The 23,758-nt window shown below is 60.4% G+C and carries 18 protein-coding genes and 1 tRNA gene; 4 read left to right on the top strand and 15 right to left on the bottom strand.

The genetic code is table 11. The features are described 5' to 3' along the window. Positions 1-31 precede the first annotated feature (31 nt). Entirely contained in the window at positions 32-1,693 is a 1,662-nt protein-coding gene (gene ggt, locus ACFQDI_RS07840) for a gamma-glutamyltransferase (protein WP_377165163.1), read from the top strand. Here ggt and ACFQDI_RS07835 read toward each other — a convergent pair whose 3' ends face one another. The 5 genes from ACFQDI_RS07835 to ACFQDI_RS07815 all read right to left on the bottom strand — a co-directional run bounded on the left by ACFQDI_RS07835 (position 1,694) and on the right by ACFQDI_RS07815 (position 8,673). Continuing rightward, positions 1,694-2,941: a sigma-54-dependent transcriptional regulator gene (locus ACFQDI_RS07835; RefSeq protein ID WP_377165161.1), complete on the bottom strand. Its 1,248-nt coding sequence runs from the start codon at positions 2,939-2,941 to the stop codon at positions 1,694-1,696. Next, positions 2,938-4,092, bottom strand: a complete 1,155-nt coding sequence (locus ACFQDI_RS07830) for a sensor histidine kinase (protein WP_377165159.1) — start codon at positions 4,090-4,092, stop codon at positions 2,938-2,940. Before ACFQDI_RS07830 ends, ACFQDI_RS07835 begins: the two co-directional genes overlap by 4 nt. A gap of 3 nt (positions 4,093-4,095) precedes the next feature. Continuing rightward, positions 4,096-5,568 (bottom strand): sulfatase, encoded by a 1,473-nt coding sequence (locus ACFQDI_RS07825; protein ID WP_377165157.1) that lies wholly within the window; start codon positions 5,566-5,568, stop codon positions 4,096-4,098. A gap of 42 nt (positions 5,569-5,610) precedes the next feature. Continuing rightward, positions 5,611-7,380: a polyprenyl synthetase family protein gene (locus tag ACFQDI_RS07820; RefSeq protein WP_377165154.1), complete on the bottom strand. Its 1,770-nt coding sequence runs from the start codon at positions 7,378-7,380 to the stop codon at positions 5,611-5,613. Positions 7,381-7,542: 162 nt separating this feature from the next. Next, entirely contained in the window at positions 7,543-8,673 is a 1,131-nt protein-coding gene (locus tag ACFQDI_RS07815) for a tetratricopeptide repeat protein (protein WP_377165152.1), read from the bottom strand. 227 nt (positions 8,674-8,900) lie between these two features. Between ACFQDI_RS07815 and ACFQDI_RS07810 the strand changes: the two genes are divergently transcribed. Then, positions 8,901-9,356, top strand: a complete 456-nt coding sequence (locus ACFQDI_RS07810) for a hypothetical protein (RefSeq protein WP_377165150.1) — start codon at positions 8,901-8,903, stop codon at positions 9,354-9,356. A 62-nt stretch (positions 9,357-9,418) separates the two neighbouring features. After that, positions 9,419-9,492, top strand: a tRNA-Gly gene (locus tag ACFQDI_RS07805). Between the two features lie 91 nt (positions 9,493-9,583). On the opposite strand, the gene ACFQDI_RS07800 is transcribed toward ACFQDI_RS07805, so the two are convergent. The 9 genes from ACFQDI_RS07800 to ACFQDI_RS07760 all read right to left on the bottom strand — a co-directional run bounded on the left by ACFQDI_RS07800 (position 9,584) and on the right by ACFQDI_RS07760 (position 21,758). Next, complete coding sequence (locus ACFQDI_RS07800; protein WP_377165148.1) at positions 9,584-10,315, bottom strand: SGNH/GDSL hydrolase family protein; 732 nt, start codon at positions 10,313-10,315, stop codon at positions 9,584-9,586. 50 nt (positions 10,316-10,365) lie between these two features. Then, on the bottom strand, positions 10,366-11,913 hold the full coding sequence (locus ACFQDI_RS07795) for a pyridoxal-phosphate dependent enzyme (RefSeq protein ID WP_377165146.1): 1,548 nt from the start codon (positions 11,911-11,913) through the stop codon (positions 10,366-10,368). A gap of 53 nt (positions 11,914-11,966) precedes the next feature. Next, complete coding sequence (locus tag ACFQDI_RS07790; RefSeq protein WP_377165144.1) at positions 11,967-13,667, bottom strand: FAD-dependent oxidoreductase; 1,701 nt, start codon at positions 13,665-13,667, stop codon at positions 11,967-11,969. 45 nt (positions 13,668-13,712) lie between these two features. After that, on the bottom strand, positions 13,713-15,338 hold the full coding sequence (locus ACFQDI_RS07785) for a glycoside hydrolase family protein (protein ID WP_377165142.1): 1,626 nt from the start codon (positions 15,336-15,338) through the stop codon (positions 13,713-13,715). Next, positions 15,335-16,801 (bottom strand): sulfatase, encoded by a 1,467-nt coding sequence (locus ACFQDI_RS07780; protein ID WP_377165140.1) that lies wholly within the window; start codon positions 16,799-16,801, stop codon positions 15,335-15,337. The genes ACFQDI_RS07785 and ACFQDI_RS07780 overlap by 4 nt, the downstream gene beginning before the upstream one ends. Next, on the bottom strand, positions 16,798-18,309 hold the full coding sequence (locus ACFQDI_RS07775) for a sulfatase family protein (protein ID WP_377165138.1): 1,512 nt from the start codon (positions 18,307-18,309) through the stop codon (positions 16,798-16,800). Before ACFQDI_RS07775 ends, ACFQDI_RS07780 begins: the two co-directional genes overlap by 4 nt. Before the next feature lie 305 nt (positions 18,310-18,614). Continuing rightward, positions 18,615-19,649 (bottom strand): aldo/keto reductase, encoded by a 1,035-nt coding sequence (locus ACFQDI_RS07770; protein WP_377165136.1) that lies wholly within the window; start codon positions 19,647-19,649, stop codon positions 18,615-18,617. 43 nt (positions 19,650-19,692) lie between these two features. Further along, positions 19,693-20,712 (bottom strand): LLM class flavin-dependent oxidoreductase, encoded by a 1,020-nt coding sequence (locus ACFQDI_RS07765; protein WP_377165134.1) that lies wholly within the window; start codon positions 20,710-20,712, stop codon positions 19,693-19,695. Continuing rightward, the gene (locus ACFQDI_RS07760; protein WP_377165132.1) at positions 20,709-21,758 is read right to left on the bottom strand and encodes an alkene reductase; all 1,050 of its coding nucleotides are present in this window, start codon (positions 21,756-21,758) and stop codon (positions 20,709-20,711) included. The genes ACFQDI_RS07765 and ACFQDI_RS07760 overlap by 4 nt, the downstream gene beginning before the upstream one ends. Positions 21,759-21,886: 128 nt before the next feature. On the opposite strand from ACFQDI_RS07760, the gene ACFQDI_RS07755 reads away from it, so the two are divergent. After that, positions 21,887-22,168, top strand: a complete 282-nt coding sequence (locus tag ACFQDI_RS07755; protein ID WP_377165130.1) for an ArsR/SmtB family transcription factor — start codon at positions 21,887-21,889, stop codon at positions 22,166-22,168. 191 nt (positions 22,169-22,359) lie between these two features. On the opposite strand, the gene ACFQDI_RS07750 is transcribed toward ACFQDI_RS07755, so the two are convergent. Beyond that, complete coding sequence (locus ACFQDI_RS07750; protein WP_377165128.1) at positions 22,360-23,565, bottom strand: sialidase family protein; 1,206 nt, start codon at positions 23,563-23,565, stop codon at positions 22,360-22,362. Between the last annotated feature and the right edge of the window lie 193 nt (positions 23,566-23,758).

The following is a 23,758-nucleotide window of genomic DNA, read 5'->3' as shown; positions in this document are numbered from 1 at the left end:
CGCACCCGCTGCCATGACTAGCATTGGGTGCATGAGAGTCCTGGCCGCCCTTATTCTTTTAGCACACCCGGCACTGTTCGCGGCTGATGCAGCCTTTTCCCGGCACGCCATCGCGACTGTTCATCCGCTTGCCACAGAAGCAGCACAGAAGGCGTTTGAAAAGGGAGGCAATGCCGTTGACGCCGCCATTGCGGCAGGTCTGACTTTGGGTGTCGTCGATGGCCACAATTCCGGCATCGGCGGAGGCTGTTTCTTCGTCATTCGTGCGGCTGATGGCACCGTCACCTGCATTGACGGCCGTGAGATGGCCCCCTCCGGCGCCAAGCGCGACATGTACGTGATTGATGGCAAGCTCGACGACGAAGCGAGCAAGACCGGCGCTCTTGCCTCAGGTGTCCCGGGCTATCTAAAAGCTTGTGCCAGCGCGCAAAAGAAACACGGCAAACTCAAACTGGCCGATGTCCTGCTGCCAGCCGCTGAAATCGCAGAAAAAGGGTTCGCCATCGACACTGTCTATGCGCGCAAGCTCGCGGCCACGGCCACCAAACTGGCGAAGTTTCCCTCTTCAGCGGCCATTTTTTTGAAGAACGGGAAGCCCCTCGAAAAGGGACAGATTCTCGTGCAAAGCGACCTCGCGAAAACCTACCGCGCTGTGGCGGAAAACGGGATCGAATGGTTCTATGGCGGTGAATTCGCCCGAAAAACCGCTGAGTGGATGTCAGCCAACGGCGGCATGATGACGGCAGAAGATCTGGCCGGATACCAAGCCCCGGAACGCGAGGCGATCCGCTCACAATACCGGGGCTACGATCTCGTCACCATGCCGCCGCCGAGCTCAGGCGGAGTTCATGTCGCGCAGATCCTCAACATTCTCGAACATTTCCCGATCCGGCATTTGCGTGAGAGCAGCCGCGTCCATGTGATCACAGAGGCCATGAAACTGGCGTTCGCAGACCGTGCCCACTGGCTGGGCGACCCTGATTTTGCGCCGGTGCCGCGAGGACTGGTGGAACCAGGCTATGCTGCCGAACTGGCAAAAAAGATCGACCTGGATCATGCCACCGCCGTCCCCTCACACAACATGCCACCGCACTGGGAGGGGGATGTTTTTGGCAAGCACACCACTTTTTTGTGCACTGCCGATGCCGAGGGCAACTGGGTGGCGCTTAACCAAACGATCAACACCGCTTTTGGCAGCAAGGTGGTCATTCCAGGCACAGGAGTGCTTCTCAACGATGAGATGGATGACTTTGCCGTGCAGCCTGGCATTCCGAACGCCTTCAAGCTCGTCGGTGCGGAAGCAAATGCCATCGCGCCAGGCAAGCGCCCCCTCTCGAGCATGAGCCCCACCATCGTTCTGAAGGATGGCAAACCTGTGATCGTGACCGGGGCTGCAGGCGGGCCCACCATCATCACACAGGCACTTCTGCTGCTGACCCACATCATTGACGATGGAATGCTCCCGGCTGAAGCCCTGGCGCAACCGCGCTTTCACCATCAGTGGAACCCGGACGAACTCAAGATCGAGAAGGCGTTTGGACAGGCCACTCTGACCAGCGTCAGAGCCCTGGGGCATAAGCTGGCGGAATCCGAAAGCTTCGGCGCCTGCCAGGCCATCTACTTTGACCGAAGCAAACAGCTCTTCTTCCCGGCCAATGATCCGCGAGTGCCCGGCAAGGCGGATGGCAGGTGATCACTCCTCCCGCAATTTGCGGCGCAGGGTGGCCCGGTTCATTTTCATCGCAGTCGCCAGACGTGTGGGCTTGCTGTCGAAGCGCCTGAGCAGCGTCTCCAGCATGAAGGACTCCACCGTTTCGAGCAGGTCATCGTAGGCGGGCATCGTTTCATCAGAACCGGTCGTTTTTTGGTCCAGCCACGCAGCAAGGGAGCGCTTCATGGTCTCCTCGAGATGATTGGACTCATCCGGCTTCACAATGCTTGCCGGCAGGTGATGCGGCAAAACGGTGCCCCCGCTGCAAACGGCGGCGGCGTGCGCCATGGCTGTTTTCAGTTCGCGAACGTTGCCCGACCACTCGTGGGCTTTGAGCAGCGCCAGCGCATCTGCCGAGAGCACCTGCCCGCCCAGAAAAGCAGACGCCAGCGCAGGGATGTCTGCGGTGCGTTCACACAGCGGGGGCAGCTGCACCTGAAGGACAGCCAGGGCGTAAAACAAGTCTTCCCGCAGGTGGGGCGCCGCCTCCTGGCTTGCTGAGCTGAAAAGGCGGGCCTTCACCATGCCTGCGCTCAACCGGTGCAGCAGAGCTGCCTGCAGCGGCTTGGACCAGGCGCTGATTTCATCCAGAAACAGCACGCCATCCCCAGCTTTGGAGATGGACTCATCCAGCGCGGCCTCCGCACGCTCCTCCGGCCATTCATCGGCGCGGAACACGATCATCGGTTTTTCAGCCCGCGCACTGTGGCGGTGGATTACCTGGGCGGAGAGGCTCTTGCCGCTCCCCGGCGGGCCGAGCAGCAGCACAGGGGCATCGCTGCTGCTCGCCTGGGCAATAATGGCAAACGCGCGCTGCATGGGATCGCTGGAGCCGATCATGGTTGCCGGCGCGGGCTGCTCGGTTTTCGCCGGTGCAAACACTTCGCGGATCGCCCGCTGAATGTCAGACAGGTTGAGCGGCTTGAGAAAATACTCCCTTGCCCCGAGCCTTCGTGCCTCCAGGGCCGTGTCCAAGGTTCCGTGGGCGGTGATGACCATCACCGGCGGCGGCTGTGGCAGCGCCTGTATTTTCTCCAGGACCTTGAGACCGCTCATGTCTGGCAGGCCGACGTCGAGAATCACGAGCTCAAATGGCTGGGTGCCAAGTTTGTCGATCCCTCCCTGGCCGCTGGCTGCAACAACCGGGGTTGCTTCAAGACGACGCACGACGGTCGAGAGCGCGGCGGCCAGGGCGTATTCGTCTTCAATGATGAGGATGGCGGGAGTCATGCAGAGATGAAGGGTAGCAGGACGGTGACAACGGCCCCTCCCTTGGGGTCATTTTGCAAATTCATGCTGCCACCATGCGCTGAAATGATGGTGGAGACAATGTTCAAACCCACGCCCATGCCGCCTTCCTTCTCCGTAAAAAAGAGCTCCGTGCCCTGTGCAAGCGCCTGTTCGGAAAAGCCGGCACCGGAATCCGTGCAGCGAAGCTCAAAAAAGCCGTCCGCAAACCGGCCGCTGAGACCAAGCCTGCCACCTCGCGGCATTGCCTGAATGGCATTGACCATGAGATTTCGCACCGCCTGGGCCAGACGCTGGGAGTCGCCCATGATCCAGACCGAATCTGGCAGATCTATCCCGACCTCCACTCCGGCATGCCGTGCCTGGGCTTCCAGGTTTCCGGCCACGGTGCGGATGCAGGCGGCCAGGTCCAGTTTGACGAGCCTCGGCGGCAGCGGATTGGCAAGGTGAAGCCACTGGTTCACCAGTCCGGCGATGACTTCGGATTCATTTTCAATGAGCCTGATTGCCTGAGCGTCCTCCTCATTCTGCGGCGTCATCAGCTGTGCGTGCAGCTGAATGGAGGCGAGGGGGTTCTTGATGTCATGGGCAAGGCTGGTGGCGACGCGACCGAGCATGGCGAGGCGCTCAGACTGGGCACGCTTGAGGCGTTCGCGGACGAGGAGCCAGCCGACAAAACCTGACACGACCCAGAAGGCGAGAAAGACATTGCGCGTCGCCGGGTCGTCGAGGGAGAGACTCGACCCAGGATGTCTGCGGACAAAAATGATGTCCTCCTTTTCGTCCAGTCGCAGAATGAGGGCCTCGCGGCCTTTGGGCAGGCTGATGAGCTGGCCGTCGGCGGGGGCGTCCGACAAGATTTGAACGATGGCCCCATCGATGCGGTTCCCTTGGCGGAAATGAACGCCCACTCCGGAGAGCCGAGCGAGATCCGAAGCCAGCTTGGGGCTGCGGGGGAGATGCATCTCGCGGACAAAGTCGGCCTGCGATTTGGCGAAAGCAGCAAACAGGCGGCGGGACTCGAGTTCTTCGCGGTACTGCAGCCATGCCAGAAGCAGAAGCGAGCCCAACATGACGAAGGCGAGAAAGCCTAGGACGAGGTTGAGGCGAAGCTTGTCTGAAGGGGCGAACACGCGCTACGGTTCAGGCAGCGGAGCGCTTTTATCAATCAGCTTGTCTTCCCAGATCGCCTCCCCGGTCGAAGGCTCGTAGGTCAGGACTCGGCTCTTGCTGCCAGGCACAGGGCCTTTGTCGATTTTGGGCAGCCACTTCGCCAGCTCGGCCTTTTTGCCGGCATATTGGGGGTCTTTGGCGAGATTGGTCCATTCGTTGGGGTCTTTCAGTTCGTCATAGAGTTCCTCGCTGCCGTCCGCGTAGCGGATGTAGCGCCATTCCTTGGTGCGGATGGTGTGGTTGCCCTGGTTGTGCGTGGTGATGGCTGGCCATTCGCGGGGCGCGCTGGCGTCTTGAAACTGCGGCATGAGGCTGTGGCCTTCGAGGTCGCTGCGTGCGGGCAGTTGAGCAAGGGCGAGGAGGGATGGGAAGATGTCGAGCAGCTCCACGGGGCTTTCGCACACCTGCCCAGCCTTGATGCCAGGCCCGGCAAAGATGAGCGGAACACGCGTGCTGCGCTCCCAGAGGGTGTTTTTTCCCGTCATGAGTTTTTCGCCGAGATGCCAGCCGTGGTCGCCCCAGAGGACGACGATGGTGTTGTCCAAACGGCCGGTGGCTTCGAGCTCGTGCATGAGGCGGCCGACCTGGCTGTCCATGAAGCTGATGCAGGCGAGGTAGGCGCGGACGAGGGGTCGCCATTCGTTGTATTTGCGCAGCGTGGAGAGGCGTGGCTCGGGCAGCTTCCAGTGGAGGAAATCGGCGAATTTGGGAAGGTCGGCACGGTCGTCTTCTTTGACCGGGGGCATCTGCAGTGTGGCATCTGGATAGAGATCAAACCACTTCTGTGAGGCGAAGCATGGGACGTGAGGGAGGCGGAAGCCGGCGGCGATGAAGAAAGGCTTGTCGGCAGGGGCGCGCTTCAATGCATCAATGGCGGAGTCGGCGATTTTCCAGTCGGCGTTGTCTTCGTCTTTCTCGGGGAAGACGCCCCAATCCATGGCGGGATGGCGAACCGGGCCGGGGAGATTGGCGATGGGGGTCTTCGGCTTGGGCATGGGGCCGCGATTGCCCCATTCATTGAACTCGGCTTTTTGATCCCCCCCACGCATGGACCCATCGTGGTAGATTTTGCCACTGTTGAAGGTGTAATAGCCAGCCTGCGTGAAAGTCTGCGGAAGGGTCACATGATGCTTGGTCTGCTCCACTTCGCGGATGCCGGGAGCGAGGCCGTAGATGCCGGTGCTGGAGGGGCGGAGGCCGGTGAGCAAGGAACTGCGCGAAGGATTGCACAAGGGCGCCTGACAGTGCGCGCTGGCGAAGAGGGTGCCGCGTTTTGCCAAGGCATCGATGGCGGGCGTCTTCACCTGCGGGTGCCCGCCCATGCAGCCGATCCAGTCATTCTGGTCATCGATGGCGATGAAAAGAACGTTGGGCCGCGAGTCGGCGGCGTGGAGGGAGACACAGGCTAAAGCGGCAAACAGGAGGGACAACTTCATGGTCCGGCTTCAAACGAAGCTCGGCCACTGGAACTAGCAGCTTTAAGAAGCCACGTTTGGCACGAGATGCTCGGCAGCTTTGGCGGCCTCGGCACGGAGCTCCGGATTGAGGTTCTTCTGCTCGAATTCACGGCACCAGCCCTTGATCTCAAGCTCGTTAAAGATCTTGCCGATGACACGGCGGAGGAGGCCTTTGAGATTGGGGAGTTCGACTTCCTGAAGGGAGCGGATGGCGGCTTCTTTGTAGCCTTCGAGGAGGGTCATGGCTTTCTCGTGCGCGCCGCTGTCGAGCGCCCACTGGCGGATGGTGGCGTTGTCAGGCTTGGCCTGGGAGGCGCCGTTCCAAAGGGCCTCCATCTGGTCTTTGACCTCGCCTTTGCCCTTCTCCCGCAGGAGGGAGAGGACAATGCTGGGGCGCATGTTCCATTCGTTGCCTGCGGCGGAGTCTTCGCCGAGATCGTCAAGGTCATCGCGGATCTGGTAGGCGATGCCGAGGTTCTCGCTGTAGGTGTGCAATGCATCGGCGCATTCGTCGAGCTGGCCGGCCAGCGCGGCACCAACCTTGAGAGCGACTTCAAAGGCGGGGGCGGTTTTGCTGCGGAAGATTTCGAGAACCTGCGTGCTGCTCAGAGCCACGGGATGGCGGGTCCAGAGGAGTTCCGCGCCTTGACCGATGCAGAGTTCGCGCTGGCCTTCGGCGGCGACAAGAATGGCGGCGCTGCGGACATGGGCGGCGGCGTCATTGTCAGCAAGAAGACGGTAGCCTTCGCCGATGAGCAGGTCGCCAATGTTCAGGGCCACGGGGACACCGTGCTCGGTGTGGAGGGTGGTTTCACCGTAACGTTCGGCGTCGCCGTCCTCGATGTCATCGTGAACGAGGGAGGCCTTGTGGAAGATTTCGACGGCGATGGCGGCCTTCTTGACGGTGTCTGAGATGGGGCCTTCGGGGTCTTCGCGCAGGGCCTGGTAGGCGGCAACGGTGAGAAAGGGGCGCCAGCGTTTGCCGGCACGTGCGAGCCATTCCCGCGCGATCTCGTCGCTGTGGCCACGGGAGGGGCCCATGAGCGCATTGAGGGAATCCAAGGTGAACCAGGTTTTCACCTCGTCGTGGAGCGCGTTGAGATTGAGGCGGCGGGTTTTGTCGTCGCTGGTGAGGTGGATGTAGTCCCAGACCCAGTCGATATCGACGAGGGTGTCGATGCAGTCGTCCTGCAGCAGGGGCACTGCGACGGCGGGGATGGCGGCGGCCTCGACGTAGGGGAAGGTGCGCTCAAGGACAGGCAGACAGGAAATGCCAACGATGGCCTCGATCTTGCCAGTCTGAATGAGGGACATGACGATGGCGCTGCCTTCGGCGACGAGGACGGCATAGCCCAGCTTTTCAGCTTCGTTCTGGAAATCCTGGATGGAGCAGAGGCCGCACTGCTTGCAGAGGAGGCCGAACTCATCAAAGGGGGCCGGGCATTTGCTTTCAACCCGGAGGCATTTCGGCATCAGCAGCAGCCGCTTTTCAAAAGGCACCGTGGCGAGAGACTCACGCCAGGTTTCATTGGCAAGGAGCACGCCGACGTAGTCGCGATGGATTTTGTCGATGGCGTGGATGGCGAGAATTTTGTCCGTATGCTCCTGGAGCTCAGCGATTGGCACCGGGGGCACAAGCCTGTTCTCCTCGGCATAGGCACGCACCCAGCCGAGAATCTGGTCCCGGTCCTGTTTGGTTTGCGGGATGTTTTTCTTCGGCTGGCGGATACGCCGGTTCAGGCCTGGAATGGGAGGCGGAAGGGCAGCAGAACGGACGACAGCAGCAGACATGAGTGAGGGGGAAGAGGGGCGGAGTGCCGGATGAAAAGAGTGTGCGGTTTAACCGCACATGCGGGGCTTGGTCTTGCAGATATTGCGCTAAAGCATGCGAATATTGAGCTTTAACGGGATGAGAAAGGCTACAAAAAATGGAGAAAGCGATCTCTCTACGCGTCAAACCACCGTGCCACGACCGCTCTTGGGTGTGTTTTTCCTTGGCTTGGACTCGGGCAGCCCTTCATCCTGAAGAATCGTGTCCTGGGGAAGAGGCTCCGCGCCTTCTTCACCTTTGGGGTCAGGCTCTGCAAAAGGGGTGGCTTTTTGGTAGAGTTTGAGGCGGGAATCGAACTCCTCCTGCAGCTTTTTGCGGTCTTCTTCAGGCAGGTCTTTGTCCTCGCTGAGAAGCGCGATACAGCGCTTCTGCCAGAGCTCGGCCTCTTTAAATTCTCCGTTGCGGGCGAGCGCGGCGGCCATCGTGTCGATCATTTCGTATGGCTGCTCGTCGCTTTGCACGACTTCGGCGACAAGCTTCAAGGCTCGGCGTGCCAGAAGCACGGCGCTTTCGCCATTGTGCAGGTTATCTTCCGGACAGGTGGCCAGGAACCAAGCCAGGTTGTTGGAGGCCCAGGGATCTTCAGAACGTGCGGCACGGCGATACCAGGCACCGGCACGGCGGTAGTCCACCGGCACCCCCTGCCCGGTGTAGTAGAGATTTGCCAGACGGGTCATCGCAGGCACGAAATCCTGCTGTGCAGCCTTGAGGTACCAGAGCGCCGCTTTGGAGGCGCTTTTGGCGATGCCATCTCCGCGTTCCAGCTTGGAGGCATAGGCAGTTTGTGAGGGGGGATCCCCCTGATCAGCGGCCTTCTTGAACCATTCTGCGGCTTTTGCCGTGTCCTTCTTCACACCTTTGCCTTCCTCGTACATGACCCCCAGACGATGCTGGGACAGAGCAAAGCCGAGCTCTGCCGAACTGCGATACCATTCTGCGGCCTTGGCCAGATCTTTTTTGACCCCTTCGCCGTCCTCAAACAGATTGCCAAGCACGTGCTGCGCACGCAGGTGCTTTTGCTTGGCGGCTTTTTCGACGAATTTCACCCCTTCCTCGGTGTTCTTTTTCAAACCTTCCCCGGTGATCAGACGCAGGCCGAGCTCAAACTGAGCGTCGGCGTCACCACGGTCAGCCCAGTCTCGCAGGTCTTTTTCATCGATGCGCTGCGGCTGCTGTGCCGTCAGAATTGAAGCAGCAAACAGCAAGGCTGCTAGGACGGTGGCAAAAAGAGATGGAGGTGACGCACGCTTCATGGAGCAAAATTACGTCTGGCAGGAGCCGTCTCAACCATCAAAATGCGGCCTCGCCTCAAATTGACAGACCCGACAAGCTTTCACAGGAACCATAAGCCCAGCTTGGGGAAGAAGCGTTTTGGCCAGAGTCCGGCAAGTTAAAACCCCTAAAAAATCTAGGCTTTATGCCAATGCTCTTCCACGAGCCAGGATTCGCTTTCATTGCCATCTGTGGTATGAGGAGAAACATGAAAAAACTCCTGCTCCCTGCTCTGGCAGCCTGTTTCTGCATTGTTTTTCTCGTCAGTTGCGGTGCCAATGCAAACGCAATTCCCGGCCCTCCGTTTGCATATGATGACTTCGGCACAGAGTCGATGGCCGGCCACATGATCGGTCCGAAGGGAAAAGACACCCAGGTGATTGCCCGGTTTGGCTCCACTCACTCAGCCCCCCCTGCCGAGGGGCCGGACATCCGTTATGTCAGCGTGGGGCAGGCCATGTTTTACCTGCGCCACAGTGTGAGGAAACTGCCCAAAACCTCAGAAAATGCGGCGCTGCGTCAGCGCCTGGCGGCCACCTACAGCCGGTTGTACCGAGAATACTCCACCAAACGCAATTCCTTCCTCGCATCACCCTCGGCCACCTACGGCAGGGGTGGCATGAACCGGGCGCTGATCATGCCCCCGATGCCTCCTTCAATCTGACGCAGCGCATTTGACAAGGCTCCTGCGGCCAGCCAGAATGTGTGAACTGGCTCAAGTCAGTCGCGGGTGTAGTTCAATGGTAGAACACGAGCTTCCCAAGCTTGATACGTGAGTTCGATTCTCATCACCCGCTCCAGCACTGATTCAAAGTGTTGAAGCCACAAACTCGGCCGACAAGACCGGGAGGGCTTGCAGGGTCAAATCAGCAGACCACCGTGTGACCGTGGCTATTTGGAAGCTGCGGCTGGCAGGTTTTGCAGGAGGGATTCGGTCACTGACTTGGCGAGCAACTGATAGGCCTCGGGTTTCCAGTGGAACTGGTCGCCACGGGCGAGGTCCAGTTTCGGAGCCAGGAGTGCATAGAGGTCGTCGATGGGCACATGCGCCTCAGCCATGACTTCGGCAGCCAGACGATTGTGCTCGATGATAATGGGATTGATGACGGGATCCGCCTCGCCGGGCCTGCCTTTGACGGTGACCGGCGTGCTGCTGGCCCAGATGATTTTTGCCTTGGGAAGCTGGGTGCGGATGACCTGGATGAAGGCGAGCGTGAGCGGCTTGAAGGTGCCTTCCTTGATGCGGCCCGGCTGCCAGCCATGCAGGCCCATGTTGAAATGGATGATGTCGTAGGGGCCGTGCTCCTGCAAAGCGGCGGCGAGCAGTTTGTTGAGATTTTCCGACTGAGCGTGTGGGTGCATCCAGGCATCGACATAGGCTTTGCCCTTCATGGCCTCGATCACCGGATTCATGTAGCCGCCAAGAATGGAATCTCCGATGAGGAGCACGCGCGGGCGTGATTTGTCGACTATGACGGCTTTGTTGAACTTCCAGCTTTTGCCATCGGCGTGAAGACGCTGGTCTGTCTCGACAGGGGCGGCAGGAGTTTGGGAATGGAGAAGACTGGCTGTGAAAAGGAGCAGGCCGGTGGCAATGGGGAGAAGATGGGATCTGGCAGACATGGGCGGTTGCATACGAGGGTGAGGCATGATTCTTCCGAGGAACCCCGGTGCTATGCCGTCATGCGAGCGAGCACAGCGTCATCCACCGGCTTGCAGGAGCGGTAGCCTTCGCCGTGCTCAGGGAGCTCGGCGAGGAAGGCGGCCCGGGCTTCGGCGCTGTGGAAATCGAGCCCTATGAGGGCGCGGCCGATACGCTCGCCGGACTGGCGGTAATTGAAGTAGCAGAGGCTGGCGCGGTCGCGGATGAGGCGGGAGAGGAAGTCGTGGAGAGCACCGGAGCGCTCGTAAAAGTCGAGACGCAGGAAAACGGGATGGGTGAGCAGATCACCGCGCAGCGGGATGGCGCGGAAGGCAACATCCACGGCTCCAGTGAGGTCTTCCCAAAGGTAACCGCCGGACTCAAGGCGTGCCGGGAGCGCGGCCAGGGTGTCGGCATTTTCCGATGTGACGGTGAAGACGGGCCATGCCTCGTCGGTGCGGTGCAGGCCGTACTGGAAGTCGGCGATGTTGAGGCCATCGAAGCAGGAATCCAGCAGGGCAAGCATGGCACCGGGGCGCTCGGGAATGCGGACACGCAGGGCGCGTGAAGCGGTGCTGCTGGAGCCTTCGGACTGGGCGATGAGGCCGAGCTGGAGAAAGTCGATGTTGGCACCCGTGATGACGATGAGGACTTTTTTCCCTGCAAGTGCGGCGCGGTCTTTGATGACTGCGGCAAGGCCCATAGCCCCGGAGGGCTCGGAGATGCAGCGCAGCGTCTCCCAGAGCACGCGGATGGCGGCACTGACTTCGGCATTGGTGACGGTGGCGACGCGATCCAGAGACTGCTGGCAGATGCCGAAGGGGTGGGTGCCGGCTTTGCGGACGGCGGTGCCATCGCAGAAGATGTCGAGGTCATGGAGTTCGACGGGGCTGCCTGCGGCGAGCGCGGCTTTCATGGAAGCCTGGCCCACGCCTTCGACACCGACGGCCTCCATGTGGGGCCAGTAGGTTTTGAGCCAGCAGGAAACGGCCGAGGCCATGCCACCGCCGCCGATTTGAAGGTAGGCGGCATCGAAAGGGCCGTGGCCTGAGAGCACGACCTCATCTGCGAGGGTCCCCTGCCCTGCCATGACTTTGAGATCATCATAGGCATGCACGTAGGTCGCGCCGCTGCTGCGCTCGTCTTCCCGTGCGGAGGTCACGGCTTCGTCGTAGCTGTCGCCTGCGAGCATGATGCGGACGAATGCGCCGCCGTGATGCAGCACGGCGTTTTGTTTCACCTTGGGCGTGGAGCGCGGCATGTAGATGCGGGCGTGAATGCCGAGGGTTTTGGCAGCAAGGGCCACGCCCTGTGCGTGATTGCCAGCGGAAGCGGTGACGACGCCTTTGGCGCGCTGCTCCGGGGTGAGCTCGGTCATGGCGTTGCAGGCACCGCGCCACTTGTAGCATTTCACGGGGGAGAGGTCTTCGCGCTTCACCCAGATTTCAGGGCCGGGCTCTGAGCCGGGCAGGATGAGACGCTCCATGGGCGTGGGCTGGCCAAAGCGGTAGACGCGCTCACGGGCAAACAAGATTTCCTGCCGCAAGCGGCGGTCCAGAGGCAAATTTTCGCGTTCCATTCGTGGCGGCATACATTCCCGCCGCGCGAGCATCAGCAAGAGGTTTCGCCACTTCAATGCGCGGACTTTTTCCTGGAGACGGGATGCTTCCATTCCAAGATCTGCCCGTCCTGCTCAAGGCGTGATTTGAGCTTGGTGTAGTCCACCTGCTGCACGGGAGTTTTGTCATCAATCGCGATGCAGGCGGCGGTGGCGGCGCTCTGGCTGGTGCACATGAGCACGGGCTCCATGCGAATGCTGCTGAAGGCGGTGTGGCTGGCGCTGAGGGCGAAGGTGACGAGCAGATTGTCACACTCGGTCTGCTTTGGCACGATGGCTTCGTAGCCGATGCCATAGGGTGGTGCGCCATCGCGACCACCAGCGGTTTTTCCTTCGCGGGTGACGAAGCCGTCCTTCACGATGCGGCGGATCTCATGCGTGTCTGTGCCATAACTGCCAAGGCTGATGGGCTTGGGGGCGTTTTGGCGGCCGAAGGTGTGGTGCTCGGTGAGCACGAGATCGCTGATCATACGGCGTGCCTCGCGCACGTAGATCTGGTGCGGCCAGCCGCCATTGTCGGTGAATTCGTCCTTGGGCAGGCCGAAGCGCTGCATGTCTTTGCGCACCTGCTCGGGGACGCGGGGATCGGTGGCAAGGAAGTGCAGCAGGCCGCGATGGTAATCCTCGTGCTGCTTTGCGATCTTCTCACGCTGCGCGCAGGTGGCCTCCGGCCATGCGTGTGAGGCGCCGGGGAGATTGCCGCCGAAGGTCGCGGTGTTGAAGTCCCATTTGTCATTTGGTAATGCGTCGTGCTTTGAGAACCAGCGGAGGTCCATGGCATCGCCATTGGCGAGGCAGGCTTCGATGAAACGGACGACGATCTCGTAACGCTTGGGATCGTAGTCGGAAGGCGGCGTGATGGGGATCATGTTGGCCGGATTGGTGGTGAGGCAGAGGCGGAAGCAGTAGGCCTGGACACCGGGGGCCGGATCGCCGGGAGTGCCGGGTTCGCCGGATTGAATCAGGGGCAGCAGGCCGCTCGTTGGGTCGCCTTTGACCAGGTAAGGATCGAGCGGGAAATCGCGATCCCACACGCCCTGCCCGCCTTTGAGACGGCCATTTTCTCCGGGCTGTGAGTATGTGGCGTGGGGCAGGAATTTTTCGGCGTAGTGGATGCCGTTGTACGTTTCGCCATACTTTGCATTGCCCTCGCGCATCAGGGTGTAGCTCACGCCGGACTTTGCCATGAGGTCACCCTCATAGGTGGCTTCGATGAAGACTTTCGCGCGAAAGACGGTGCCGTCCTCGGTGGCGAATTCGGTGATGTGTGGACCGTCTTTTTTGACCGACGAAAGACGTGCTTTGAAATGCACTTTTACTCCGGCCACACGTGCCATGTCATTGAAGACCTGCTCCGCCTTGTGGGGTTCGATGGCATAAGCGCCGCCGGTGGCGGGACCGCCGGCTTTGCTCTCAAAGGCTTTGTCCCAGGCAAGTGTGACACCTGCGGTGGCGGCGAGCTTGGTGAAGTATTCGCGGGCGATGCCGCCGACAGAGCGGGGATCGCCAATGTCCACGGCACTGAGGCCGCCGCTGGTCATGCCGCCGAGATGGCGTCCTGGTTCTGCAATGACAACCTTTTTCCCCATGCGCGCCGCCTGCACCGCAGCCGCCACACCACCGCTGGTACCGCCATAGACACACACATCAGACTCAACCACCGCAGCGGTGGCAAAGCAGGAGGACAAGGCAAGGGCGAGCAGAAGTGATTTCATGGGGTTGTCTGAAACCAGACGTAAGAACGTCGCCCGCCTTGCTGGTCAACCGGACTGACCAATGGCGAGATCGACAAAGACTATCGGGACCGGCTCGCCGGATTTGAGCGTGACTTCGAGACTGTTTTTGCCGTCGCGCAGGAGTTTGGCAGGAAGGGTCCACGCGCGCAGCTCCTCTGGTTTGCCAAGCAGGGATGGGTAAGGCACAGGGAAAGGCTCGGAGACATCGCTGCTCGAAACGAGGGGCTCGCCATTGAAGGTTGCGGTCCATTCACTGCTGCCGAGGATCTTGTCGGATTGAATGCGGATGCGAGCATCTTGTTTCCAGCCACCTGCGGGCGGAGCGAGGTCGAAGTTGAACTTGGCGGGTTTGCCCGGCTCGATTTTGCGCGGCACAGGGATCGGCTTCATGCCGGGGGCACGCCAGCCCTGAGCGATGAACCAGTGCTGAGGTTCACGTGCGAGGGCTTTTGGATCGCGCAGGTCTTTGATCGCTTCGAGCGGTGGCTCGCCGAAGACGCCGCGGCCTTCGCCCTGGCCATGCTGGCGGTAGTAGGCGAAATTAAAGAGGCTGATGCCATCCACACCGCGCGAATAGGCAAGGTGCGCGGAGGTGTGGAGGTGCTCGCGAGTAGCACGGCGGAAGGGAAAGACATCGTAGCCTTTGGCGACTTTGTCTCCTTTCCAGAGGGTGTGGCAGAGTTCGAAGTAGAGTCTGGCTCCGTGTGTCTGCCCGCGGATCGCGGCCAGATCGTGCTGCTGGGTGGTGAAGTAATGCTCGGAGGCGTTGACCATGTCGAGACCAGCGGCGACGAGGGATTTCAAATCGAGGCCGAGAATATCCAATGCGGGGAGATGGCAGGGCACGCGGGCGCAGAGCCAGCGGCGTTTGCCATTGCGGGTGGTTTGATCAAGCAGTGCGCGCACTTCGCGTATGAAGCCGGTCATGATGGCGCGTCGCCGATCCAGGGGTGTTTCTTCCACGCGGAAGAAGCTGTAGAAGCGGAGGAAATCGAGCTCAAGACCGTCGATGTCGTAGTTTTCACAGAGTTCTCGGATGAGGGCGAACTTTTGCGCGAGCACTTCTGGAACGGCCCAGTTTTGGACGAGATCGGCTCCTCGCAGGGAGCCTGGTATGATGCGGTATTCGGGATGCTCGACGTAAAATTTCGTTACGCTCATGCCGATGCTGCTCCCTGGTTTGTCACCGGGCTTGGGATCGCTGAACTCCTTGTGGTGCGCATCGTTCATGCGGAAGGAGATGAACGCAGCCTGTTGCCGCTGACGGCAGCGGTCGATGAAGACCTGAACGATGTCACCGCCATCCAGGACAAACTGGCCGAAGGGATCGGGCTTCATGCCATATCGCTGCTTGATCCAGGCGTAGTGCTCCGAGAGTGGGAGGACCTTGCTGGGCCACATGGGCACCATGCCGAGGCCGGGCTGGAGGAGGTGTGCGTCCACGAGGCCTGTGACCTCATCCACGGTGGCTTCGAGCATCTCCTTGCGAAAGGACTCCCGCTCCTTGTGAAAGGGGCTGATGCAGGAGGTGATATTGGTGGTGTCGTTGCTGTACAGAATCCGGGGTGCGGCGCGTGATGGGTCCACCGCAGGGAGCCTGGCGGCGGTGAGCAGGCCTGCGCTGTGGATGAACTGCCGACGGGTGATCATGGTGACTGGGTCTTCGCTGTGGCTGAGGTCATTTTCTTTGGCCCCTCGTGCAACTGCTTTGCCAGGGCGTCAAATATCTCGGCGCAGGCGGTTTCTTTGGCGAGGTTATGATTTTCCTGGGGATCGGCGGTCTCGTCGTAAAGCTCGGTGCCGACGACTTCATGCTTCATGTTTCTCCATTCGGTGTAGCGCCAACGGTCAGTGCGTACAGAGCGGCCCATGAACTTCTCTTTGCCGGGACGCAGGTACTGGCTGAAGGCGGCGGCCTTCCACTGCTGTTCGGGATTGGTGAGCAAGGCAGCAAAGCTGGTGCCTTCGAGATGTGGTGGGAGCCTGAGGCCGCAGAGTTCTGCGAGGGTGGGGTAGATGTCCACAAACTCGACGAAGCCGCGCGTGCGCTGGCCGGGCTTCTGCCCCGGTGCGCTGACGATCAGGGGGGCGTGGGTGCCCAGCTCAAAGTTGGTCATCTTGGTGAAGATGCCGTTTTCGCCGAGGTGATAACCGTGGTCGCCAAGCAGGACGACGATGGTTTTTTCACGAAGCCCGAGGCGGTCCAGTTCATCGAGCACACGGCCGATCTGGGCATCGACAAAGCTGGTGCAGGCGCGATAGCCGCGAATGAGATTGAGCGCCATCTCATTGGGGATGCCGCCTGCCGCAGGCACATCGCCATAGCTGCGGAGTTCATACCAGTTGTGCAGGGCTGGAGCGGGCACATCGGGAGAGGGCTGGTAGTTGTCTGGAAGCTTGATGGTGTCCGCCGGATACATGTCCCAGTATTTTTGCGGGCAGGTGAACGGTAGGTGCGGCTTGTGAAAACCGACACCGAGGAAGAAGGGCTTGTCGATGGCTTTGAGGCGCTGAAGGGTTTCGATTACTTTGGCGGCGATCTTGGCATCGCTGTAAACTTCGTCGGGTTCGCTGGCGGCTTCATAGGGTGGACCGCGCACGAGTTTGGGCCGTTTGTCGGCTGGGAGTTTTTTGATGGCCTTCAGTTTTTCATCGGTCTCCTTGTTGAACCAGCTCCGATCTGGCAGGCTGTGATACCATGAAGGCTCGCTCCAGGACTGGGGATCGTCTCCCGGCTCGCGCTCGCTGTGGTGGAAGATTTTTCCAAGCGAGAGGGTGTGCCAGCCGTTGTTTTTGAAATGCTGCGGGAGGGTGACAATGTCCGGCAACTGCGGACGAAGGAAGTGCTGATTGTCCAGCACGCCTGTGGTGTCCGGGCGCACGCCGCCGAGCAGGCTGGCGCGTGATGGATTGCAGACCGCGACCTGGCAGTAGGCGCGCTCAAACAAAGTCCCCTGAGCGGCGAGTTTGTCGATATTGGGTGAATGGATGTGCTTTGCGCCGTAGCAGCCGAGTTCGGGCCGCAGATCATCCGCCATGATGAAGAGCACATTGAAGTCCGCCGCAGCCAGAGTGCTCAGCGACAGGATGAGGAGAGGGAGGATGAATTTCATGGGAGTTTGCCGGCAGCTTTCTTTTTGCCCTTGATGGGCAGCCCTTCGGCTTCGCGCATGCGCTGGACCTTGGACTTGTAGCCTTCGGAGAGATTGGTCTGCGTGGAGCGAAGGTGTGTCAGCATGTCCTGCCGCAGTTCGTGGAGCTTTGCCAGATGGGTTGGATCAGCGGCGAGATTGGTCATCTCGTAGGGGTCGGCGTCGAGGTCGAAAAGGAATTCGCCTTTCTCATCTGCCCACCATTTCCAGCGGCCGTCGGAGGCCATCATGTTCAGAGGAGAATGGGTGCCGATCTCGCTAATGGCGAGCTTGCGAACCGAGGTGGTTTTGCCTGTCGCCACCGGCAGCAGCGAGACGGCCTGGCGGCGTGGTGAGAGGGTGCCGCCGATGGCTTCGACGACGGTGGGATAGACATCAAACATCTGCACGGGTGTCTTCGTGTGTCCGGCCTTTACCTGCCCCGGCAGGCGCACCACCAGCGGCACGCGCGCGGACTCCTCATACATGCGACCTTTGGTCAGCATGCCGTGAGCGCCCATCATTTCGCCATGGTCGGCAGTGAAGCAGACGAGTGTCCGCCCCCAGGTGCCGCGCTTTTGGAAGGCCTCCACCACGCGGCCGATGCAGTCGTCCGCGAGGGATATTTTGCCGAGGTAGTTTGCCAGCATCTCGCGTGTTTCAGGATGGCCGATGGTGCGCATCTCGCGGCGGAAAGTCTCGGGCACGCTGGGAGACAGCGTGAGCTTCCCGGCGTCATACATGGTGGCATATCCGCCAGGGGCATCGAGCGGCGGATGAGGCGAATGAAGACTCAACACGATGCAAAGAGGCTGAGCGGCGGGCTGTTTTCCGACGAAGTCCGCCGCTTCACGGCTCACAAATACATCGTGGTAGTGTTCTGGCGGCACAAGGCTTGGCTTGGGCTGAAACTCCCACTTCACATAGCGATCATGCATCTCCTCGGCGACTTTTTCGAGCAAGCCCAGGTTGCGCAGATATTCGGCATAAGAGTTCTTTTCCGTGACCGAGTCCACCGGGCCGGAGACATCACAGACATAGTCCAGGCCGAGGGCGCGGTGATAGTCTTCGATCTTCGGAAACGCCTCGCGCACGCTGGGGCCGGAGGTCCAGTGAGTCTTGCCGATCTGTGCGGTGGTGTAGCCAGCCGCCTTGATGTCCCGGAACATGGTGGCCTCTTCAGGTGACCCATGGTAGTTCAGCGCATTGCCCCAGATTCCGTGGCCGCCATTGTGCGGATACAGGCCCGTCAGCAAAGACACGCGGGCGGGCATGCAGACCGGAGAGGTGGTGTAGCAGCGGTCGAAGACCATGCCCTCGGCGGCGATTTTGTCGAGATGCGGGGTGCGCACCTGCGGATTTTCCCAGCTCAGATAGCGGGGGCTCCACTGATCCACCAAGATGACAAGGACGTCCGGTTTGCTTGCGGGGGCGCCGCTCAAGATGGGAACCGTGATGAGCAGCGACAGGATTAAAGAAAGCCAGTTCATAGGGCGGTGAAATCACGCCCTGTAACGAATTTCGGCACCGCCTTTCGCTGCAATATCCGCCTTTGCAGATGGAGGATGTTACTACCTGCCCACAGTGGATCGTTTCTGCAAATGTCGAAGCACTTTCCGAGGATGGCGCTCTCTACGCGAGCTTATTCCTGGCTCCTGACTGTGATTTCATTGAAGCAACATGAGATGCCGCCGCCATCATACCAAGAGAGCGAGAAAATGAGCCCGGACTGATTTTTCTGGTAAAACCAGCTCAGATCCGGGCCCGGCATCAGCGCCATGCAGAAGCAGGCGGCTTACTTGGTTGGGAAAGGATTCCGCTCATCAAAGCCCGCCTGATGCCAATAGGGGTAGATCTTTGGCTTCTCGCTGGCGGCATCCAGCTTGGCCACCTGCTCGGTGGTGAGATTCCAGCCGACGGCGCCGAGGTTCTGGCGGAGCTGCTCTTCATTACGTGCACCAATGATGAGCGAGGAGACGGTGGGCCGCTGCAGCAGCCAGTTCAGCGCCACCTGAGGTACAGTCTTGCCGGTTTCGGCGGCCACTTCATCCAGGGCATCCACGACTTTGAAGAGGTATTCGTCCTCCACCTGGGGGCCCATTTCCCTGCTGAGCTTCTGCGAGAGGCGGCCGCTTTCCGGCTTTGGCTGGCTGCGACGGATCTTGCCGGTGAGGCGGCCCCAGCCCAGAGGGCTCCAGACCACCGCGCCGACTTTCTGGTCCAGCCCCAGCGGCATGAGCTCCCACTCGTACTCACGGCCGACGAGTGAATAATAGGTCTGATTGGCCACATACTTGGTCAGGCCAAACTTGTCGGCATGCGCCAGAGACTTCATGAGATGCCAGCCCGAGAAATTGGAGACGCCAATGTAACGGATCTTTCCTGCACGCACGAGATCGTCCAGCGTGCCCACGACCTCCTCCACCGGGGTCATGGCATCGAAGCCGTGAAGCTGGTAGAGGTCGATGTAATCTGTGCCGAGGCGCTTGAGGCTGCCCTCCACGGAGCGGATGAGATGCCAGCGCGAGGAACCCACGTTGTTTGGCCCCTCACCAAAACGGAAGGTGCCTTTGGTGGAAATGAGCACCTGATCGCGGCGGCCCTTGATGGCCTGCCCCAAAATCTCCTCTGCCAGCCCGTTTGAGTAAATGTCTGCTGAGTCAAACATGTTCAGTCCATGCTCCAGGCAGATGTCGATGAGACGTGAGGCCTCCGCGACATCGGACGCGCCCCATTCCTTGAAAAATTCTGTGCCTCCACCGAAGGTGCCGGTACCGAGAGTAAGAGCCGGCACTTTGAAGCCGGAGCCGCCGAGTTGTCTGTATTCCATGATCGTTGGGGTGTGTTCGTGTTTGGGATGAAAATGAACTGAGTCAGTGTGCAGAGCCACGCAGACTTTGAAAAACATCTGCTGCAATTTCAAACGAACGCAGCCTGGCCTGCTGGTCGTAAATGTGTGCCGTGGCGATGATTTCGTCCGCCCCGGTGTCGTTCAGCAGCACTTCGATCTGCTGGCGAAAACTCTCCGGACCGCCCACAGCGGAGCAGCGCGTCATGCGGTCCACATATGCGGCCTCCGTGGGAGTCCACAGACGGTCCATGCCTTCCACCGGCGGCAGCAACTGCCGCGGCCTGCCACGCACGAGATTGAGAAACACCTGCTGCAGGGAGGTGAAGAGCCGCTGAGCCTCTGCATCTGTCTCTGCGGCAAAGACATTCACTCCGATCATCACATGCGGCTCCTCCAGCGCACGAGAGGGCTGAAACTGGCTCCTATAGATGTCCAGCGCCTGATGCAGCAGCTCAGGTGCAAAGTGGGAGGCAAAGGCAAAAGGCAGCCCCAGCTCAGCCGCCAGCGTAGCGCTGAAGGTGCTGCTGCCCAGCAGGTAGAGCGGCACATTCAGCCCCTGCCCCGGCACGGCCCGCACACTCTGCCCGGGCAGCGCACTGCCAAGATACTGCTGCAGCTCTTGCACATCTGCGGGAAAGGTATCGCCACTGCTGCTGAGCCCACGCCGCAGCGCGCGGGCGGTGGCCTGGTCGCCACCAGGTGCACGGCCCAGCCCAAGATCAATGCGGCCGGGATACAGAGACTCAAGCGTACCAAACTGCTCCGCAATGACCAGCGGTGCATGATTGGGCAGCATGATGCCGCCCGAGCCCACACGAATGGTGGTGGTGCCGCCTGCGATGTACCCAATGACCACCGACGTGGCCGCGCTGGCCACGCCGGGGATGTTGTGATGCTCAGCCACCCAGTAGCGGTGATAGCCCCACTTCTCTGCATGCTGGGCCAGATTCAGCGAGTGGCGGAAGGACTGCGCGGCAGTCTCCCCCTCCAGTATCGGAGAAAGGTCCAGCACCGAGTAAAGGAGGCCCGGGGACGTCTTCATAACGCAGGGTAATCCGTGTACCCCTTGGCGCCATCCCCATAAAACGTGGAGGGATCAGGCGCATTCAGGGGGGCCTGCTGGGCCAGCCGTTTGGGGAGGTCGGGATTGGCAAGGAAGGGCACGCCAAAAGCCACGGCATCTGCATCGCCTGCAGCCAGAATGGCATTGCCAGACTCAAGCGTGAATTTTTCATTGGCCACATAAACGCCCCCGAAGGCCTTCTTGAGTGCAGGGCCGATGCTGTCCGGAGCCTGATGCTCACGTGCGGCGATGAAGGCGATCTTGCGACGGCCCAACTCGCGCGCCACGTAGCTGAAGGTCTCCAGGGGATTGGCATCTCCCATGTCATGCGCATCGCCACGCGGAGCGAGGTGCATGCCCACGCGGTCAGCACCCCAGACGGAGATGACGGCATCCGTGACCTCCAGCATCAGGCGGGCGCGGTTTTCCACGGAGCCGCCGTACTCGTCCGTGCGCTGATTGGTTTTGGACTGAAGAAACTGGTCCAGCAGGTAGCCATTGGCACCGTGCACTTCCACACCGTCAAAACCTGCCAGCTTGGCATTTTCAGCGCCTTTGCGATAGGCCTCGACGATGCCCGGAATTTCAGAAAGCTCCAGGGGGCGAGGGGTGACGAAGGCCTTTTCAGGCCTGACGAGACTCACATGTCCAGCGGCCGCGATGGCGCTGGGAGCCACGGGCAGTGCGCCATCTAGGAACATCGGATCCGAAATACGCCCCACATGCCAGAGCTGCAGGAAGATGCGCCCTCCGGCCTCGTGCACCGCCTGGGTGACGAGCTTCCAGCCTTCCACCTGCTCCTGAGACCAGATGCCGGGGGTATTCGCATACCCCACGCCCATGGGGGTCACCGAAGTGGCCTCCGTGAGGATGAGGCCGGCGCTGGAACGCTGGCGGTAGTACTCGGCCATGAGAGCGTTTGGCACACGCTGCTGCCCGGCCCTAGCCCGGGTAAGCGGGGCTAGAAAGATGCGATTGGGCAAGTGAAGAGGGCCGAGCTGGAGGGGATCAAAGAGAGTGGGCATGAGGTTTGTTCTTTAGTTCACAAATACCGAACAATAGAATGATTGAACTGCAAGCGAAATTAATGTAGCATCCGTTCATCAGACCTCTCCACCATCCTCCAGCCGAAAGTTTCACCGTCGCAGGAATCATGCACGCCCTGTCAGATCCGGTGCGTCTCAGCATCGTGGCCGAACTGCGCAAGGCCGAGGAAGGGCTCAACTGCGTGGAGACCACCAGCCGCCTGAAATGCACGATGCCGAAGTCCACCTGCTCGCAGCATTACCGCATCCTGCGTGAGTCAGGCATCATCTACAGCGAACGCCGTGGCGTGGAGCTGACGAGCAAGGTGCGCCGCAAGGAGCTGGAAAGCCGTTTCCCGGGTCTGCTGGACGCCATTCTCAAAGCATGGCGGCGTGAGCACGGGGAGTGAGCCCCCCCGCAGCAGCCCTGATTCAGTGTGAGTGCCCGCCCTGCGCAGCCCCCTGTGGAAATCTACGCTCCCTTGAACGGCATGGTGGCGTGAACCGTGGCTTAAAAGACTCTGCGGACGTCAGGCGTCCGCAGAGCAGCGAATGCAAAGCCGAACAAACAACCCTCATCAGAGGAAACCGGGCATCATCTTCACTCCGGAGCCGTCAGCCATTCAAGATTGAAACGAGCGAGCGTCAAGCGTCCGCCGGCAAAGTGGGCCAGCGCTGAACCGTCGCCACTGCGGCCATAGAAGCAGAGGATGGTGCCGCTCTTCGTGACGGCGATGTCGGAGTACATGCTGGGGCCGGGCTCGATGGATTTGCTCACCGGCCAGGTTTTGCCCTCATCACGGCTGAGCTTCACGCTGACGTTTTTACGGTCGCGGTTTTTGCCGGGCTCGGCTTTGCCTTTCTCTTTTTCCAGATTGTGCGGATTGGAGAAGAGAATGAGGCTCTGGCCGTCGTGATTGTAGCGCACGATGCCGCCCATGCAGATGGGTTCAAGCAGGGCGTCGTCAAACTTCGGGGTGCTCCAGCCGGTGGCACCATCCTTGCTGATGGTGACGAGGCGGCGGTGGGCTTTCGACTCGCTGCGCACATTGAGCATGACGCTGCCGTCATTGAGTTCGATGGCGACAGTTTCGTTGGGGTTGATCCATTCGTCCGTGCAAGGCACGGCGATCTCGCCTGCCTTCCAGGTTTTGCCCTGGTCGTCGCTGTAGATGGTGGCAGTGACGCTGGGGCGGTGGGCATTGCCACCGGCGCCGGTAGAGAGCCAGACGGGCACGACGAGACGGCCATTTTTGAGCTGAATGCTGTGATCCGGGCCGGTGGCCAGCACCTTCCAGTCGTAGTCTTTTTTGAAGGCGGCAAAGGCGGAGGTTATCTCGGCGGGCTTGCTCCAGGTGAGGCCGTCATCCGCGCTACGCTGGTAGAAGCAGCGCTCGTATTCCAGGCAGAAAAGCATGTGCACGGTGCCGTCCTTGTCGGCAATCAGAACGGGGTTGTTGTAGGTGACGTCGTTGGGATCGACGTTTTTCATCTTGAGCGCGAAGGGGTTCTTCGCTTTCGGGCCTTCAACGTTGGCGATGCTTTGCGGAGGGCTCCAGGTTTTGCCTTCATCGGTGCTGCGGCGTAGCAGGATGCGGATGTCATCCCAGTCACTGACTCCGGCGGCACGCTTGCGTGCCTCGCACCAGGTCAGCACGGTTCCCTTGGCAGTCACGACGACCCCGGGAATGTGGTAGAGCTTAAAGGCTGGATTGTCTCCGACGATGAAGAGATCCTGTTTTTCGATGAAGGGTTCGGCAGCTGCGAGTGTCCCGCAGAACAGCAGGAGGGATGCTAGGTGTTTCATGGTGGCAGTGATAGACGGCTCCGATGCTCTTCTCTTTGCTGGTAAACAGATTTGACCATGGCACTTGCTTGCTTGCCCTGTGGTCTTCTCTTCCAGTCGTTGCCCCCGAAGCCTTGCAACATGCACGGCCCAGGCATGAGAAATCCATGCAAGATGCAAGATTCGGCAGGTTAAACCACCTCACGCCAATCGC

It is taken from the genome of Prosthecobacter fluviatilis, assembly GCF_042655725.1.
Taxonomy (GTDB): domain Bacteria; phylum Verrucomicrobiota; class Verrucomicrobiia; order Verrucomicrobiales; family Verrucomicrobiaceae; genus Prosthecobacter; species Prosthecobacter fluviatilis.
This window is presented reverse-complemented; position numbering and strand designations above follow the sequence as displayed.

Bases quoted from the DNA above. Each gene is read 5' to 3' on its own strand.
- ggt (WP_377165163.1), top strand. From the start codon at position 32: ATGAGAGTCCTGGCCGCCCTTATTCTTTTAGCACACCCGGCACTGTTC.
- ACFQDI_RS07835 (WP_377165161.1), bottom strand. From the start codon at position 2,941: ATGACTCCCGCCATCCTCATCATTGAAGACGAATACGCCCTGGCCGCC.
- ACFQDI_RS07825 (WP_377165157.1), bottom strand. From the start codon at position 5,568: ATGAAGTTGTCCCTCCTGTTTGCCGCTTTAGCCTGTGTCTCCCTCCAC.
- ACFQDI_RS07820 (WP_377165154.1), bottom strand. From the start codon at position 7,380: ATGTCTGCTGCTGTCGTCCGTTCTGCTGCCCTTCCGCCTCCCATTCCA.
- ACFQDI_RS07815 (WP_377165152.1), bottom strand. From the start codon at position 8,673: ATGAAGCGTGCGTCACCTCCATCTCTTTTTGCCACCGTCCTAGCAGCC.
- ACFQDI_RS07810 (WP_377165150.1), top strand. From the start codon at position 8,901: ATGAAAAAACTCCTGCTCCCTGCTCTGGCAGCCTGTTTCTGCATTGTT.
- ACFQDI_RS07800 (WP_377165148.1), bottom strand. From the start codon at position 10,315: ATGTCTGCCAGATCCCATCTTCTCCCCATTGCCACCGGCCTGCTCCTT.
- ACFQDI_RS07795 (WP_377165146.1), bottom strand. From the start codon at position 11,913: ATGGAACGCGAAAATTTGCCTCTGGACCGCCGCTTGCGGCAGGAAATC.
- ACFQDI_RS07790 (WP_377165144.1), bottom strand. From the start codon at position 13,667: ATGAAATCACTTCTGCTCGCCCTTGCCTTGTCCTCCTGCTTTGCCACC.
- ACFQDI_RS07785 (WP_377165142.1), bottom strand. From the start codon at position 15,338: ATGATCACCCGTCGGCAGTTCATCCACAGCGCAGGCCTGCTCACCGCC.
- ACFQDI_RS07780 (WP_377165140.1), bottom strand. From the start codon at position 16,801: ATGAAATTCATCCTCCCTCTCCTCATCCTGTCGCTGAGCACTCTGGCT.
- ACFQDI_RS07775 (WP_377165138.1), bottom strand. From the start codon at position 18,309: ATGAACTGGCTTTCTTTAATCCTGTCGCTGCTCATCACGGTTCCCATC.
- ACFQDI_RS07770 (WP_377165136.1), bottom strand. From the start codon at position 19,649: ATGGAATACAGACAACTCGGCGGCTCCGGCTTCAAAGTGCCGGCTCTT.
- ACFQDI_RS07765 (WP_377165134.1), bottom strand. From the start codon at position 20,712: ATGAAGACGTCCCCGGGCCTCCTTTACTCGGTGCTGGACCTTTCTCCG.
- ACFQDI_RS07760 (WP_377165132.1), bottom strand. From the start codon at position 21,758: ATGCCCACTCTCTTTGATCCCCTCCAGCTCGGCCCTCTTCACTTGCCC.
- ACFQDI_RS07755 (WP_377165130.1), top strand. From the start codon at position 21,887: ATGCACGCCCTGTCAGATCCGGTGCGTCTCAGCATCGTGGCCGAACTG.
- ACFQDI_RS07750 (WP_377165128.1), bottom strand. From the start codon at position 23,565: ATGAAACACCTAGCATCCCTCCTGCTGTTCTGCGGGACACTCGCAGCT.